At 73.4% G+C, this 15,783-nt stretch carries 14 protein-coding genes and 1 pseudogene; 10 read left to right on the top strand and 5 right to left on the bottom strand.

The features are described from left to right. Positions 1-33: 33 nt before the first annotated feature. Genes CYJ76_RS00615 through CYJ76_RS00605 form a run of 3 tightly spaced genes read right to left on the bottom strand, consistent with a single transcriptional unit; the run spans position 34 to position 3,562 of the window. The gene (locus CYJ76_RS00615; protein ID WP_070705257.1) at positions 34-741 is read right to left on the bottom strand and encodes a GTP pyrophosphokinase; all 708 of its coding nucleotides are present in this window, start codon (positions 739-741) and stop codon (positions 34-36) included. A 35-nt stretch (positions 742-776) separates the two neighbouring features. Beyond that, the gene (locus tag CYJ76_RS00610) at positions 777-1,868 is read right to left on the bottom strand and encodes a YihY/virulence factor BrkB family protein (RefSeq protein WP_101848936.1); all 1,092 of its coding nucleotides are present in this window, start codon (positions 1,866-1,868) and stop codon (positions 777-779) included. Continuing rightward, positions 1,865-3,562, bottom strand: coding sequence for an ABC-F family ATP-binding cassette domain-containing protein (locus CYJ76_RS00605; protein ID WP_070705259.1), 1,698 nt, complete (start codon positions 3,560-3,562; stop codon positions 1,865-1,867). The genes CYJ76_RS00610 and CYJ76_RS00605 overlap by 4 nt, the downstream gene beginning before the upstream one ends. A gap of 138 nt (positions 3,563-3,700) precedes the next feature. Between CYJ76_RS00605 and CYJ76_RS00600 the strand changes: the two genes are divergently transcribed. Further along, entirely contained in the window at positions 3,701-4,183 is a 483-nt protein-coding gene (locus tag CYJ76_RS00600; RefSeq protein ID WP_070705266.1) for an SRPBCC family protein, read from the top strand. A 10-nt stretch (positions 4,184-4,193) separates the two neighbouring features. Further along, complete coding sequence (locus CYJ76_RS00595; RefSeq protein WP_101848935.1) at positions 4,194-5,468, top strand: MFS transporter; 1,275 nt, start codon at positions 4,194-4,196, stop codon at positions 5,466-5,468. 4 nt (positions 5,469-5,472) lie between these two features. Here CYJ76_RS00595 and CYJ76_RS12725 read toward each other — a convergent pair. After that, positions 5,473-6,230 (bottom strand): annotated as a pseudogene (locus CYJ76_RS12725) (glycerate kinase); the annotation flags it as partial. 407 nt (positions 6,231-6,637) lie between these two features. On the opposite strand from CYJ76_RS12725, the gene CYJ76_RS00580 reads away from it, so the two are divergent. After that, entirely contained in the window at positions 6,638-7,927 is a 1,290-nt protein-coding gene (locus CYJ76_RS00580) for an MFS transporter (RefSeq protein ID WP_070705263.1), read from the top strand. Between the two features lie 207 nt (positions 7,928-8,134). After that, positions 8,135-9,784 (top strand): ABC-F family ATP-binding cassette domain-containing protein, encoded by a 1,650-nt coding sequence (locus CYJ76_RS00575; RefSeq protein WP_083323572.1) that lies wholly within the window; start codon positions 8,135-8,137, stop codon positions 9,782-9,784. Between the two features lie 33 nt (positions 9,785-9,817). Here the strand turns inward: CYJ76_RS00575 and CYJ76_RS13130 are convergent, their stop codons facing one another. Beyond that, entirely contained in the window at positions 9,818-11,242 is a 1,425-nt protein-coding gene (locus CYJ76_RS13130; protein WP_168168467.1) for a GNAT family N-acetyltransferase, read from the bottom strand. Positions 11,243-11,297: 55 nt separating this feature from the next. Here CYJ76_RS13130 and CYJ76_RS00565 point away from each other — a divergent pair, with 55 nt between their 5' ends. The 6 genes from CYJ76_RS00565 (at position 11,298) to CYJ76_RS13040 (ending at position 15,611) form a co-directional block, all read left to right on the top strand. After that, positions 11,298-12,020 (top strand): PIG-L deacetylase family protein, encoded by a 723-nt coding sequence (locus CYJ76_RS00565; protein WP_070705264.1) that lies wholly within the window; start codon positions 11,298-11,300, stop codon positions 12,018-12,020. Between the two features lie 218 nt (positions 12,021-12,238). Next, positions 12,239-13,807, top strand: coding sequence for a M4 family metallopeptidase (locus tag CYJ76_RS00560; RefSeq protein WP_101848933.1), 1,569 nt, complete (start codon positions 12,239-12,241; stop codon positions 13,805-13,807). A gap of 167 nt (positions 13,808-13,974) precedes the next feature. Then, the gene (locus CYJ76_RS12315) at positions 13,975-14,127 is read left to right on the top strand and encodes a hypothetical protein (RefSeq protein WP_168168473.1); all 153 of its coding nucleotides are present in this window, start codon (positions 13,975-13,977) and stop codon (positions 14,125-14,127) included. Further along, a complete protein-coding gene (locus tag CYJ76_RS00555) occupies positions 14,124-14,771 on the top strand; it encodes a class I SAM-dependent methyltransferase (RefSeq protein WP_238138098.1) in 648 nt (215 codons plus the stop codon). The genes CYJ76_RS12315 and CYJ76_RS00555 overlap by 4 nt, the downstream gene beginning before the upstream one ends. A gap of 106 nt (positions 14,772-14,877) precedes the next feature. Beyond that, complete coding sequence (locus CYJ76_RS13180; RefSeq protein WP_202820442.1) at positions 14,878-15,147, top strand: class I SAM-dependent methyltransferase; 270 nt, start codon at positions 14,878-14,880, stop codon at positions 15,145-15,147. Positions 15,148-15,488: 341 nt separating this feature from the next. Continuing rightward, complete coding sequence (locus CYJ76_RS13040; protein WP_269148587.1) at positions 15,489-15,611, top strand: hypothetical protein; 123 nt, start codon at positions 15,489-15,491, stop codon at positions 15,609-15,611. Positions 15,612-15,783: the final 172 nt, after the last annotated feature.

Below are 15,783 nucleotides of genomic sequence, written 5' to 3'. Positions count from 1 at the left end.
GCCGGCGTGCCCCGCCCCGGGGCGCGCCGGCCCTCAGGCCGGGGGCGCCAGGGAGCGCACGCTCTGGCGCACACCGGACATCTGCCGGTCCAGCTCCCACGCGGTGGCCGCCGAGGCCAGCAGGGTGTCGGCCACCTCCAGCGGCAGCCCGCCGGCGTACTTGTAGCGGATCTCGTGCTCCACGCTGGCCCAGAAGTCCATGGCGATGGTGCGGATCTGGATCTCCACGGGCACCTCCAGCGTCTCCTCGGAGAGGAACACCGGAACGCTCACGATGAGGTGCAGCGACCGGTAGCCGTTGGGCTTGGGGTGGGAGATGTAGTCCTTGGTCTCCAGCACCGTCAGGTCCGGCTGGCCCATGAGCATCTCGGCCAGGCGGAAGGTGTCCTCGATGTACGGGCAGGTCACGCGCACGCCGGCGATGTCGCGGATCTCCCGGGCCACCACGTCCAGGTCCGGACCGGTGCCCAAGCGGTTCATCTTGTGGAGGATGGAGTCGAAGGACTTCACCCGGTGCTTCACGTGCTCGATGGGGCCGCGCTGCCCGCGGGCCTCGGCCTCCTCGCGCAGGATGTCGATCTTGGTGAGCACCTCGTCGAGCGCGAACTTGTAGCGCAGCCGGAAGTCCGACAGGCGGGTCCCGATGCTGCGCGCCACCTCGTCGGGGTCGCGGGTCTCGACGTCGTCACCGGCCAGGGCCATGACGAGGTCGATCGAGGTCATCGGCACGTCGTGGGGCATGTCCCGGACGGTAGACCTGACGGCTGGGAAATTCATCAACCCGGAGTCGGGTCGTGGCCCGGGGCGTGGGCACCGGCCCGGTGGTCCGGCCACGCGTCCCGGGGCGCGAGCACGGCTCCGGTCACCCGGTGGTGGGGCCACAGCAGCGTGTGCGGGGCGGCCAGGGTGACGTAGTTGGGCACCTCGGCGGCGTGCACCTCCTCGCCCTCCAGCGCGCGGGGTGCCGGCGGGTCGGCCGTCCACGCCGCGCTGAACAGGGCCCACCGCACGGCGAGGTTGATCCACACCACCAGGGTCACCAGGCCGGCGAACGAGGCCACCAGCGGGTTGTCCCACGCCCCGATGACGGACGTGCCGGCCAGGCGCAGCACGCCCCACCCGAGCGCACCGAGCAGCGCACCCCGCCACCGCTGCGGCCACGGGGTGCGCACCTTGGCCGCCACCCGCACGAGCAGTCCGATGGTGAGCGCGTCCACCAGGGCGGCCGCCGCGAGCGCGGCCCCGCGCACGAGCCACTCGGCCTCGGCCTCCAGCCGCACCAGGTCCAGGGCCTGGCGCGTGGCCCAGGTCGCGCCCCACGAGAGCAGTGCGGTGAGCACCACGGAGGTGCCCAGCAGCAGCATCCCCACGAGGTCCCAGAGCTTGGCCCGCACGGGGTGCAGCGGCAGCGAGCCCAGACCGAACATCGCGCGCAGCGAGAGGCGCAGGTCCGTCATCGCGTTGGTGGCCGTCCACAGCAGCACCGGGAGGGTCACCAGGGTGGCCAGGGTGAGACCGCCGTGGAGGGCCAGGTCCCCGGTGGAGACCAGGCCGGACTGTCCCTCGTCGCCGAGCAGTCCGGGAAAGCTGTCGTTCACCGCGCCCACGAGGGCGTCCATGAGCCGTGGGTGGCGCCCCAGCAGCAGGCGGAAGACCGTGACGCCCAGGGTCAACGCGGCCACCAGCGAGATCATGGCCGAGAGCGTCACACCCCCGGCGTACACGTTGCCGTGCGCCAGCAGGTAGCGGCGGGCCGCTCGGACCAGCCGGGTGCGGGCCAGCGTGGCCAGCACCCGGCGGCCACCCCGTCGAGCCCGCCGGTGCCGCGGCGGCGGGTCGGCGTGGTCGGCGGCGGAGGCGGGCGTCACGGGGTCAAGTCAAGCACCCGGCCGTCCCAGTTCTCGCGCAGCCAGCGGTCGTGGGTGGCGATCACCACGGCACCGGGATAGTCCACCAGCGCCTCCTCCAGCTCCGTGGCCAGCCGCAGGGACAGGTGATTGGTGGGCTCGTCGAGCAACAGGACCTCCGGCGGGCTGGCCAGGGCGACGGCCAGGTCCAGGCGTCGGCGCTGCCCCACGCTCAAGCGGCTCACGGGGCGGTCCAGGTCGCGCCCGGCCAGCAGGCCCGTGGCCGCCAGGGGCACCTCCTGCGCCACCCGGTCGCCGACGGCCAGCCGGTAGGCCTCGCGGACCGTCGGGTCGCCGTCGGGCAGGCGCGGTTCCTGGGTGAGCAGGCCGGTGGTGAGCCGCGGCGCACGGGTGACGCTCCCCGCATCGGGCCGCAGCGGGCCGGCCAGCACGGCGAGCAGGGTGGACTTGCCGCTGCCGTTGGGGCCGGTGACCAGCAGGCGGTCGGTGGCGGTCAGCGAGACCGAGGTGGGCGCCAGGCGTCCGGTGACGGCCACGCCCGATGCGGTGAGCACCGGCCCCGGGGGCACGCTCGCCCGGGACAGCCCGTCCAGGGCACGGAAGGTGAGGGTGGCCGGGGGCTTGCGCACCTGCTCCTCGCGGAGTCGCTCCAGCGCCGTGCGGGCGTCGTTGACTCGCCGGGCCACCACCTTGGCGTTGCGGTCGGCGTAGAACTTCTTGGCAACCCGTGCCTCCGTGCGCGGTCCCCGCTCGGGGCGGCCGACGGTGTGGTCGTCTCGCTCGCGCTGTTCCAGCCGGCGGATCTCCGCCTGCTCGTCGCGGAAGCGGGTCTCCCACTCGGCCCGCGTGCGCCGCTGCCAGGTGAGGTACTCACCCCATCGACCCGTGAACCGGGTGACGCCGTGGCCGGAACCGGGGGAGTCGTGGTCGGTCGCCACGTCCGCGTACGGCAGGGGAGAGGGGTCGAGGTCGTACAGCACGTCGGCCACCTGGTCGGTGAAGGTGCGGTCGTGGCTCGCGAGGAGGACCGGCCCCTTCCACGCTGTCAGTAGGTCGGTGAGCAGGCCCGCGGCGGCGTCGTCCAGGTGGTTGGTGGGCTCGTCCAGCAGCAGGGTGTGCGGCGAGCGCAGCAGGAACCACGTCAGGGACAGGCGCGAGACCTGGCCGCCGGACAGCTCGTCCGCGCGGCGGGAGCGGTGGATGCGGGAGATGCCCAGACCCTCGACCACCCGGTCGGTGCGGTGGTCGATCTCCCAGGCGTCGGCGTGCTCGGCCCGGGCCAGGGCATCGGCCAGGCGCTCGGTCGCCCCGGGTACGTCGGCGGCGACTTCCTGCCCGGCGCGCTCCACCTCATCGATGAGGGCACGGACCGGGGCCGTGGCCCGCTGGAGCACCTGCTCGACGGTCAGGTGCAGGTCGAACGGTGGCTCCTGGTGGTGCAGGCCCACCGTCCCGGTGCGGTGGACGGTCCCCGCATCGGGCTCGTCGAGGCCCGCGGCGAGGCGCAGGAGGGTGGACTTGCCGGACCCGTTCTCCCCGATGAGGACGGCCACCTGACCGGCGGGGATCGTCAGGGAGACATCGGTGAGCACGCGGCGGTCGGGGAAGGTGCGGGAGATGCCGTCCAGACGCAGGTGGTCCGATGCCGTGTGGCCGGCGGACGTGGTGGGGTCCGTGGGGTGAGGGTGGTTCATGGGGCCTTCCGAGGGCAGCGTCGTTCCTCGCGGGGCGCATGCCGCGTCACGAGGGAGGGCGTCAGCTCAGGAGTCCATGGCGTCACCCTGACAGCCGTGGGCGTGGACCGCAACGGGTTTGTCTGGGACCGTTGCTCCATGAGCGATGACCGTGAGGTGATGTCCGCCTCCCGCCGGATGCCCGTGGAGGCCGCCGCGGTGTGGGCCGTGCTGAGCGACCCGGCCCGGCACCAGGACACCGAGCCGACCAACTGGGTGCGGGACGCCATCGAGCCCGAGCCCCTGACGCGCGTGGGCCAGGTGTTCGGCATGAACATGGCCTTCCCGCAGAACGGCGAGCCGTACGTCATGCACAACCGGGTGATCGCGCTGGAGCCCGAGCGCGTCATCGCGTGGGCGCCGGGGATGCTGCGAGACGGGCACCTATCCGAGGACACGTGGTGGACCTGGCGGTACGAGCTGGAGCCGGTGGACCAGGCCGGCGGGTTGGCCACCGAGGTCACGCTGACCTACGACTGGACCGACACCCCGGACTGGTTCCGCGAGGAGGTGCCGCTGCCCGCCTTCGGGGTGGACTACCTGGCGGAGTCGCTGGCATCGCTGGAGGAGGCCGCCTCCTAAGGTTCGCTCCATGAGCACCCCCACCATCGGATCCCGGCGCCGTCTTCCCGTGGGTCCGGTGGTGGCAATCGTGGCCGTGGCCACCGTGGCGCTCATGCTGCGGCCCGCGGCCACCTCGTTGGGCCCGCTGCTGCCGGACATCTCCGCCGACCTCGGCGGGGGCGGGCTCGGTGCCGGAGTGCTGACCGCGCTGCCGCCCTTCATCTTCGGCGTGCTGGGGCTGGCGGCGGTCCCCATTGGCCGCCGGCTGGGGCTGAGCGGTGCCATCGTGGCGGCGCTGGGGATCTCCGTGGCGGGCCTGGCGCTGCGACCGGTGGTCGGCTCGATGGGGATCTTCCTCGCCCTGAGCGTCCTGGCCCTGGTGGGCGGGGCGCTGGGCAACGTGCTCGTGCCGGCGTGGGTGAAGCGGCACAGCTCGGGCACCCAGCAGCGGCAGCTGATGGCGGTCTACGTGGCCGTGTTGTCGATCGGCGGCTCGGCCGGCGCGATGCTGGCCATCCCACTCACCGGGTTGCCGGGTGCGTCGGTGCTGCCCCGCATCGGTCACGGACCCGACCCCTCCGGCGGCGACTGGCGGATCTCGGTGCTGGCCTGGGCGGTGATCGCCCTGGTGCCCCTGGCGATGTGGGCGGTGGTCGTCCGGCGGACCGGCCACGACTTCCCGCGGAACGCCCTGGCCGAGCAGGCCTCCCACGTGAGCATCTGGCGTTCGCCGACGGCCGTGGCGCTCACGGCGATGTTCGCCCTGCAGTCCACCAACGCCTACACCCAGTTCGGCTGGCTGCCGCGCATCTACACCGAGGGTGGCGTCTCGGCCGGGATGGGCGGCTTCTACACCGCGCTCATCGCCGCCTGCGGCGTGCTGGGCGGGTGGATCATGCCCGGCCTCATCGAGACGGTGTCCTCGCTGCGCACGCTGGCGGTGATCTGCGGTGGGCTGACCACCATCGGGTACCTGGGGCTGCTCGTGGCGCCGCACTCGCTGGCCCTGGTGTGGGCGCTGGTGCTGGGCCTCGGCGGTTTCGCCTTCCCGATGGTGATCGCGCTGCTGCCGGCCCGGACCGCCGACCCGCTGATCACGGCGCGGCTCTCGGGCATCGTGCAACCGGTGGGCTACATCTTCGCGGCGGTGGGGCCGCTGGCGGTGGGGGCGATCGTGGCCGCGACCGGCAGCGTGACGATCGTGCTGTGGCTGATGGCGCTCTCCGGCGTGCTGCTGGCCCTTGCCGGATGGCGCGGTGCGGCCGAGGTCCTGGTGGACGACGAACTGGCCGCCGCGCGCTGAGCGGTCAGCCGGCGCTGAGCTGCCGCCCCAGGTCCTCCCCGATGCGGTGGAGCAGCGGTGCGGGATCGGCCAGGCACCGCGCGGGGTCGGGTTCGAGCTCCTGCAGGGTGGCCACGCCGGTGAACCCCGCCGCTCGGGCCTCGGCCTCGCTGAGCTCTGTGGTGCCGCACACGGCCACCACGGGAATACCCGCCCGGCGCGCCCGTTCCAGCACCCCGGCGGGTGCCTTGCCGGAGAGGGTCTGACCGTCCAGGCGACCCTCGCCCGTCACCACCAGGTCGGCGGTGGACAGGTTCGCATCCAGCCCCGCGAGGTCCAGCAGCATGTCCACACCGGAGACCCGTTCAGCGCCCGGGGCCATCAACGCCAGACCCACGTCTCCGGCCGCCCCGCACCGGGTGACTCGACCAGCCCGGGCGGGCACCCCGCCTCGACCAGGAGACCTGACCACCGTGTCAGGGCGGCCTGGATGCGGTCGACCGTCACCGCATCGGCGCCCTTCTGCGGTCCGTACGTGGCGGCGGCGCCGTGGGGGCCGAGCAGGGGATTGGTGGCGTCGGCCGCCAGGGTGAGGCGGATGCCGGTGAGGCGCTCGCGGACGGGCGTCAGGTCGAGGCGGGCGGCGCGTTCCAGGCCGGGGACGCCGGGCGGGACGGGCTGACCGTCCGCGTCGAGCACATGGGCGCCCAGGGCGGTGAGCAGGCCGAGTCCGCCGTCGGAGCAGGCGGACCCACCCACGCCGACGATGAGGTGACGGTTCCCCGCATCGAGGGCGGCGGAGACGAGCTCGCCGGTCCCGGTGCTGGTGGCGGTGAGGGCGCGGGTGGGGGCGGTCGAGGGCGGTGATGCGCACGGTCAGCCGGAACCACAGGCCGAGGTGGCGGGCACGCCAGGTCACCTGGTCGCCGAGGTCGAGGATCCTGGAGGTCACCCCCGCGATGGCCATCTCTCCCGAGCTGCGCATGGAGCCCACGTGCTCGCCGACGTCCAGAGACAGCTCGAAGAGCTGCGCGGGACTGTGCCGGGTGTCGGTCACGACCTGGAAGGTGCTTGCCACAGGCGCATGCTGCCGGCGGCGCGTGGGGTCACTTCCCCGTGGGGCAGGATGACCGGCGGCCGACCGAAGGAGCACCACTGTGACCGCACCCACAGCTGTTCAAGGCCCTGCTGTGTCCACGCCGGAACAACGGGACGCCATCCAGACCCGCACCCTGCGGGTGGTGGTGCTCAGCCAGGTGCTCGGTGGCGCGGGACTGGCGGCCGGCGCGACCGTCGGTGCCCTGCTGGCCGAGGAGATGCTCGGCTCCCAGGGGCTGGCCGGCATCCCGGTGGCGATCGTGACCCTGGGGTCAGCGCTCGCGGCCTACCTGGTGGGCCGGGTGACCCAGGGCAGGGGTCGACGCATGGGCCTCGGGGTCGGCTTCGCGGTCGGTGGTGTGGGTGCCGCGGGCGTGGTCCTCGCGGCCGTGCTGGGCCAGGTGTGGCTGCTGTTCCTCGCTCTGTTCGTCTACGGGGCCGGCACAGCCACCAACCTGCAGGCCCGCTACGCCGGCACGGACCTGGCCACGCCGCAGCGCCGCGCGACCGCGGTGAGCATGGCCATGGTGTCCACCACGGTCGGCGCCGTCGCCGGACCGAACCTGGTGGAACCGCTGGGCCGACTGGCCGGAGCCTGGGGGATTCCGTCGCTGGCGGGTCCGTTCATGCTGGCCTCGGTCGCCTACCTGGCGGCGGGCGCCGTCCTGCTGGTCATGCTGCGACCGGACCCCTTCCTGCTGGCCAAGACGCTGGCCGGAACGGATGCCGATCCGGACCCCGCGGCCCACGAACCAGACACACGCGGGGCTGCCACGGCACCGGTCACCGCCAGCACCTCTCTGCCCCCGGCACGTCCGACCGCCTGGGTGGGCGCCGGCGTCATGGTGATGACCCAGGTGGTGATGGTCGCGATCATGACCATGACCCCGGTCCACATGCGGGCCCACCACCACGACCTGGGTGACGTGGGGCTGGTCATCAGCCTCCACATCGCCGCCATGTACCTGCCCTCCTTGGTGACCGGCGCCCTCATCGACCGCGTCGGGCGCCTGCCCATGGCCGCCGCAGCCGGCGCCACGCTCCTGGCCGCCGGGGTGGTGGCCGCCCTGGCCCCGGGCGAGTCGATGGGGTGGATCGTCCTGGCCCTGGTACTGCTGGGCCTGGGCTGGAACCTGGGCCTCATCTCCGGCACGGCCCTGGTGGTGGACGGCACCGTCCCGGCCAACCGCGCCCGGACGCAGGGCACCATCGACGTCCTCATCGCCTTGGCCGGTGCCGCTGGAGGTGCCTTCTCCGGCATGGTCGTGGCTGCCAGCAGCTTCGCGGGCCTGTCCTGGCTCGGCGCGGTGCTGGGCCTGGCCGTGGTCCCGCTGCTGTGGGTGGCCGCCCGTGACCGTCGCGCCACCGCCGCGGCCTCCTGAGCGACGCGGCACCCCGGTGCGACGCAGGAAACTCGCTGCACTGCCCGGCCCACGCGCCTACGATGGGTGCATGACCGCATCGATGAGGCTCCGCACCCGCCGCTGACGGCGGCGGAGTCGACCCTTCTTCCTCTGCACGCCGTCACGGTCCCCGCCGGGCGGTCCTGTCAGTGCTGCCCGGCTCCCTGACGAGTCGAAGAGAGCACCATGCAGAACATCGATCACCGCGCCTCATCCACCCCTGACACGCCCTCCTCCGCGCCCTCCCAGCCAGACGTCCCGGCGGGTGCCGGCGCCCACATCCGCGCCGAGGGCATCCACGTCACCCTGGGGCACCGCACCCTCCTGACCGACGTCGACGTCAGCGTGACCGCCGGGTCCCGGCTGGCCATCGTCGGCGAGAACGGACGGGGTAAAACCACCCTGCTCCACGTCCTGGCCGGCACCCTCGAGCCCGATGCGGGGCAGCTGAGCCGGGTGGGCACCCTCACCCTGGTGGAGCAGGACCTGGCCTCCCGTGCGGGGGAGACCGTCGGCTCCCTGGTGCGTCACGCCATCGCCCCCTCGTTGGACGCGCTGTCACGGCTCGATGGGGCTACGCAGGCCCTTGCGGAGGAACGCGCAGGGGCGGACGAGGAGTACGCAGCCGCCCTGGACCGGGCCACGGTGCTCGACGCCTGGGATGCCGAGCGCCGCATTGACGTTGCCCTCGCCGGTCTGGATGCCTGCACCGACCGCGAACGCGCCCTGGCCAGGCTGTCGGTGGGCCAGCGGTACCGCGTCCGGTTGGCCTGCGCGCTGGGCGGGAACTCCGACCTTTTGCTGCTGGACGAGCCCACCAACCACCTCGACGCCACCAGCCTGGCCTTCCTCACTGACCGCCTGCGCGAGCACCGCGGGGGATGGGCCGTGGTCAGCCACGACCGCGCGCTTTTGCACGACGTGGCCACCTCCTTCCTGGACCTCGACCCGAGCTCGAACGGCCGGCCACGCCTGTACGCGGGAGGTCACGAGGCCTGGGTGGAGGGCCGCCGCCGGGACCGCGCCCGCTGGGAGCAGGAGTACGCCGAGCAGACCGAGGAACGCGCCCAGCTGGAACAGGCTGCCGAGGAGGCACGCGGCCGCCTCCGCACTGGGTGGCGGCCGGACAAGGGCACCGGCAAGCACCAGCGGGCCACCCGGGCTGCGGGTGCGGTGCAGGCGTTCAACCGGCGGCAGGAGGCCCTGGAGGCGTACGCCCTGACGGTGCCGCCACCCCCGGCCGAGCGGCGGTTCCCCGAACTCCCCGGAGCGGGCGCGCGCGTCCTGCTGGACTGCGATGAGGTGGCCGTGACCGGGCGGTTGGTGCCCACCACCCTCACCGTGGGTGGTGGTGACCACCTTGTGGTCACCGGGGCCAACGGTGCGGGCAAGTCGACCCTGCTGCGACTCCTGGCCGGGACGCTGGAGCCCACCGGCGGGACGGTCCACCGGCACCCCTCCGGCCGGGTGGTGCTGCTCTCGCAGGAGGTGCCGGACTGGCCACAGGAGATGACCGCGCAGCACCTCATCGACAGGACCCTGGCCGAACAGCGCGGCCGCCACGCCGCACCCTCCGGCCTCGTGGACGCCGACCTCCTGCGCACCCCCGTGGGGCGTCTCTCCCCGGGGCAGCAGCGGCGCCTGCACCTGCACTTGGTGCTGGCGCAGCGCCCGGACCTCCTGCTCCTGGACGAGCCCACCAACCACCTCTCGGCCGGGGTGGTGGACGACCTGACCAAGTGGATGCAGGGCACCGCGGCCGCCGTCGTGGTCGCGACCCACGACCGCCAGTTGTTGCGGGACATCTCGTCCTGGCCACGGCACCACCTGGGGTAGGCCAGCCCCGGCCTCACCGGCCCCGCATGAGCCTCAGCCCTGGCGGCGCAGCACGCTCACCGCGAACTCGGCCTCGGGCGTCCACGGGCGCAGGTCCCAGGTGCTGAAGCGGTGCTCCAGCGTGAGGCCCGCCGGGGCCAGCAGCGCGTCCAGCGCGGCGGTGTCGAAACCGGTGGTGGTGCGGCAGCCCACCACCACGAAGCCGTCGGGCACCAGGTGCGCGGCCACCCGCTGCAGCACCGCACCACGAGCCGCGGGCGCCACGAAGTCCAGCACGTTGCCGGCCATGAGGGCCCCGTCGAACGGCTCCGGCTGCCCGTGGGCGGCGAGGTCCAGCGTGGCCAGGTCGGCCACCAACCAGGTGCCGTCGGGGTGGTCCTCGCGGGCCGCGGCCACGAGCGCGGGGTCCACGTCCACCCCCACGGCGTCGAAACCCAGCCCCAGAAGGTGGCCGGCGTGCCGCCCGGGGCCGCACCCGGCATCCAGGAGGCGGGCACCGCGCGGCGCCAGGACGTCCACCAGGCGCGTCTCGCCCTGCACGTCCTGCCCGCTGGCGGCCAGCGAGCGCATGCGCTCGGTGTACCAGGCGGAGTGGTCGGGGTCGGTGAGTCCCGGCCAGGTGGTGGTGCCGCCGACCACCTCGCCGGGGCGGGTGTCGGTGCGCGGCTCGACCGCCGCGCGGTACATGCCGTGGCCGCGGGGCCCGGGCGTGAAGCCGGCCGCGCGGTAGAGCCGCCCGGCGTCGGAGTCCGCGTCGGCCACGATCACCAGCTCGCGGGCGCCGCGCTCCCACGCCCACTCGGCCGCGACCGTGAGCAGGTGGCGCGCCAGACCCCGCCGACGGTGGGCCGGAGCGGTGAGCACCGACTGGTACCGCGCCGTCACGGGCTCGCCCTGGAGCACCACCGCCCCCAACGAGGCCGCGAGCTCGCCCTGCGCGGTGAAGGCCCCCACCCAGTGGGCACGCCCCTCGTCCACGAGACGGCGCCGGGCGGCCACCTGCCCGGCCATGAACGTGGCGTACTCATCGGCCGGGTACTCACCCGTGGCGGCGTTCTCCGCGAGCTCCTGCGCCAGGCGCTGCTCCCAGGCGGCGTCGTCGAGCGGGCGCACCGTGAAGCCGGTGGGCACCGGGGTGGGGGAGGGGGTCGACGTGGCGGTGAGGGTCTCCACCACGTCGGGCTCCAGCCCCGTGCCGGCCCAGGCCGTCGGGTCGGGCTCGCGCGGCAGGCCGATGGCACGGTGCGTCGCCTGGGGGAACTCCGCCTCGAACACCGCCACCCAGCGGGCGGCGTCGTCCGGGTCCCCGGAGGTCACCTGGACGGCGTTGCCCCAGTGGTACTCCGGGTTGGCGGGGGTGCGCACCACGAGGTGGTCCCCGGCATCGGTCACGACCGAGCCGGACAGGGCGTCGACCTGCAGGTCGGTGCGGGTGGAGGGCGGCAGCTGGCGGAACACCGCGCCAGCGTAGCCAGCGGTTCCGCCGTGGCCGACGCGGTGCCACAGTGGGCGCATGAGCGGACTGCAGCCCTTCGCCCCCGACGGCCTCGAACGCGCACTGTGCGTGGTGGCCCACCCCGACGACATGGAGTACGGCGCATCGGCGGCGGTCTCGCACTGGACCTCCCGGGGTGTCGACGTGTCCTACCTGCTGCTCACCCACGGGGAGGCGGGCATGCCGCAGGAGCCCAACACGGTGCGCCGCATCCGGTCGGAGGAGCAGCGCAGCGCCTGCCGCCAGGTGGGCGTGGGGGACCTGCGCATCCTCGACCACCCCGACGGCGTGCTCGAGCCCACCCTGGCGCTGCGGCGCGACATCGCCCGGGTCATCCGCCAGGTGCGCCCGCAGCTGGTCATGACCACGACCTGGGCGGACGTGGCGCCGTGGGGCCTCAACCAGGCCGACCACCGCGTCGCCGGGCTGACCGCGGTCGATGCCGTGGCCGCGGCGGGCAACCGGTGGATCTTCCCCGAGCTCGTGGACGAGGAGGGCCTCGACCCGTGGAGCACCCGCTGGGTGGTGGTGACCGGCGCGGCCGAGCCGGACCACGTCATCGCGCTGGAGCCGCAGGACGCCGAGCGGGCCGTGGCCTCCCTGCAGCAGCACGCCGCCTACCTCGAGGCCCTGCCGGACCACCCGGACCCGGCCGAGTTCATCCCCGCGATGCTGCGTGGCGGCGGGGAGGGCACCGACCACGGGCTCGGCCTGCCGGTGCGCGTCTTCGACCTCGGGTGAGGGCCGGCGACGGTCAACTCCGGCCGTCGTCCACCGCTGCCGTCCCGGGCTCGCCCCCACGAACGGTCAAGAGTTCTTCGGCCACGGACCACGGCTCGGTCAACAGGGTTGTCCCAGGTCACACCAGCGGGTGAGCGTGTGGGCACCGCGACGGGAGAGGCCGCCGCACGACACACGACCGGGGAACGCCACGCGGCGGCCCTGACCAAGGAGGCACCATGTTCCGCACCGTCCGAAGCAGCTCGCTGGGGGTCGCTGCCGCCATCGCCACCGCCGGCATGGTGCTGCCGACCGCGCACGCCCTGCCGCTGGCCGACGGCACCGCGGCCGCCCAGCCCTCCGTGGCCCAGCAGCTGGGCGCCGGCTCCGACGAGGTCCTGGTGAAGAAGGGCAGCGTCACCGACGCCAACGGCTTCGAGCACGTCCGCTACGACCGCACCTACAAGGGCCTGCGCGTCATCGGCGGCGACATGGTGGTGGCCGTGGACGGCCAGGGCCAGGTCAAGGACACCCACAAGGCCTCCGCCGAGGTCGCCGTGGCCAGCACCACCCCCAAGCTCTCCAAGGCCGCCGCCCTCTCCAAGGGCAAGGCCGCCTCCACCGAGAACGCCAGCAAGGGCGAGCTGGTGGTCTGGGCCCACGGCGACGAGCCGCGTCTGGCCTACGAGGTGACCACCACCGGCGTCCGCGCCGACCAGACCCCCTCGCGCGTGAAGTCCTACGTCGATGCCGAGACCGGCGAGGTGCTGGGCTCCTGGGACGAGATCAAGCACGTGGAGGGCACCGGCAAGGGCATCTACGTGGGTGACGTGAAGATGGAGACCGCGGGCTCCGACGGCGCCTTCACCATGGAGGACGAGAAGGGCCACCAGACCGTCGACATGGGCAACGCCCAGTCCGGTGGCGAGGTGCTCACCGACGAGGACAACGCCTGGGGCGACGGCACCATGAAGGACCCGGCCTCGGCCGCCGTGGACGCCCACTTCGGCGCCCAGTCCACCTACAACTACTTCGAGGCCGTGCACAAGCGTGCCGGCATCTGGGACGACGGCAAGGGCGCCACGAGCCGCGTGCACTACGGCGACAACTACGTCAACGCCTTCTGGGACGGCCAGCAGATGACCTATGGCGACGGCGAGGGCAACCAGAACCCGCTGGTGGCCCTGGACGTGGCGGCCCACGAGATGAGCCACGGCGTCACCGAGGCCACGGCCAATCTCGTCTACAGCGGCGAGTCCGGTGGGCTGAACGAGGCGACCTCGGACATCTTCGGCACCGCCGTGGAGTTCCACGCCCAGAACGCGCAGGACAAGGGCGACTACCTCATCGGCGAGCAGATCGACATCAACGGCGACGGCACCCCGCTGCGCTACATGGACGACCCGCAGAAGGACGGCTCCTCGCCGAGCTGCTACTCGGCCGAGGTCGACTCCATGGACCCCCACCAGGGCTCCGGTCCGCTGAACCACTGGTTCTTCCTGGCCTCCGAGGGCTCGGGCGCCAAGGAGATCGACGGTGTGAAGTACGACTCGCCCACCTGCGACGGCTCGACCGTCGAGGGCGGGGGCCGCGAGGCGATGGAGAAGATCTGGTACACCACGCTCTCCACCAAGCTGACCTCGTCCTCCGGCTACGCCGAGGCCCGTGAGGGCGTCATCGAGTCGGCCATCGAGCTGTTCGGCGCCGACTCGGCCGAGTGCAAGGCCGCCGAGGCCGCCATGACGGCCATCGACGTGCCGGCCGGCACCGCCAAGTGCTCCGGCTCCACCGCGCTGACCCGCGACTGACCGCCGGCCGCACGGCATCTTCTTCTGGGGAGGGCGCCCCGCACCAGCTGGTGCGGGGCGCCCTCGTGCGTGCTCGGCGGGGCCGGTGTTGTCCGCCGCGGACACGTGGTGCAAGGCTCGAGAGTGGTGGGCGACGGACCGCCCGCCCCGTCCAGAAGGAGACGACCGTGAAGACCATGACCTGCGCCCAGCTGGGTGGCCCCTGCCAGACCGCGCACACCGGGGAGAGCGCCGACGAGATGGCCGCCCGCTGGGCCGACACCGGGGCGTTCAACCAGAAGGTGATGGACGCCGGCCAGTTCGTTTTCGCCGGCGCGTGAGCTCCCCGCACGACCTCGAGGCGGTCCGGTCGTCCTACGACCGGGCCGCCGGCGCGTACGTGGACCTGCTGGAGTCCGTGGGCATGGGCGACGTACGCCGCCAGCCGTGGCTGCGCGGGTGCCTCGACGCCTTCGCCGCAGAGGTGCGCCGGTTGGGCCCGGTGCTGGACGCCGGCTGCGGCCCCGGCCAGGTGACCGCCTACCTGGACGGGCTGGGGTTGGAGGTGCGCGGCACGGACCTCTCCCCGGCGATGGTGGAGCACGCGCGGCGACGGCACCCGCACCTGTCCTTCGAGGTGGCGGGCCACACCGAGCTGGAGGTCGAGCCGTCGTCGCTCGGTGGGGTGCTCTTCTGGTGGTCGCTCTTCCACCTGCCCCGCCCGACGGTGGGGGAGGTGCTGTCCCGGGCGGCCGGGTGGCTGGTGCCCGGCGGGATGCTCCTCGTGACCACCCACGCCGGCCACGAGGACGTGCGACGCACCGAGGCGTACGGGGTGCCGGTGGACTGGACGACCCACCGCTGGCAGCCCGAGGAGCTCTCCCGGCTCGTGCGGGAGGCCGGCCTCGAGCCGGTGGCCGACCTGCGTCTGCCGGCCGGGCACGACCACGGCGCCGCCCTCGTGCTCGCCGCCCGCCGGCCGTGAGGATGCGTGACCTCGGGCCGGCGGCCATCCGTGCCCTGACAAGGTTCAACGACCGCCATCCTTGGAGCCACAACGCCCACTTTTCCACGGTTGGGTCCTGCGGCGCGTGCCCTCGGGGAGTTCCACGGTCGTCGAGATCGGGTGCGGGCGAGGTGAGCTCGCCGTCGCCTTGGCGTGCCGGTCGGCGCAGGTCATCGCCAGTGACACCGATCCGGCGATGCGGGAGGCCACCCTGCAACGGGCGGCGGCACTGGGTGCCACGAACGTGCTCGTAGGGGCTGCCCAGCTCCCGGACCTCCCGAGCGGCTCGGTGGACGCCGTCGTCATGGCGCGGTGCTCCATCACCTCCCGCTCCGAGAGACCCTCCAGCACGTGAGTCGCGTCCTGGCCCCCGGTGGGCGATTTCTGTGTGTGGGGCTGGCCCGCAGGGAGTCCCACACGGACACCGCGTGGGAGATCGCGTGCGCCATCAGCAACCCCGTCATCGGTGTGGTGAAGCACCCGCTTGCGAACCAGGCGCCGGCGGGGCCGCCCCCGTTCCCGGTGCGGGATCCACAGCACTCGCTGCGCGAGGTGCGCGCGGTCGCCCGCGAGCACCTCCCCGGCGCCCGGGTGCGCCGGCGGGAGGCATTCAGGTACACCCTCGAGTGGACGAGACCGCCCAGCGCAGACGACGAGGGAGGTGAGCGCGACCGTGCAGCATGCTCAGAGGCGTCGGTGCACGGCATCGACACGCGGAGGGCCGGCGACGACATGAAGGCTCGGTGGCGCAACCCGGTGAAGGGCATGGGCTGGTACCGCGCCGCGAAGAAGGCGTTCAGGGAGCTGCCCGAGGCCTGAGCCGGCTGCGGCGCAGGTCAGGTGGCGACCCGTTCCGCGGCGACCTGCTGAGGGGCAGGGTGGACACCCCATCCCCTCCGACAGAGCCAGCACGTACCGCCCCGTGCAGTTCGAGATCAACGTCACCGACGTCCCCGCAGCCCGTGCCTTCTACGGGGCCGCCCTGGGCTGG

The sequence above is a fragment of the Kytococcus schroeteri genome (assembly GCF_002847825.1).
Classification (GTDB): Bacteria; Actinomycetota; Actinomycetes; order Actinomycetales; family Dermatophilaceae; genus Kytococcus; species Kytococcus schroeteri.
This window is presented reverse-complemented; position numbering and strand designations above follow the sequence as displayed.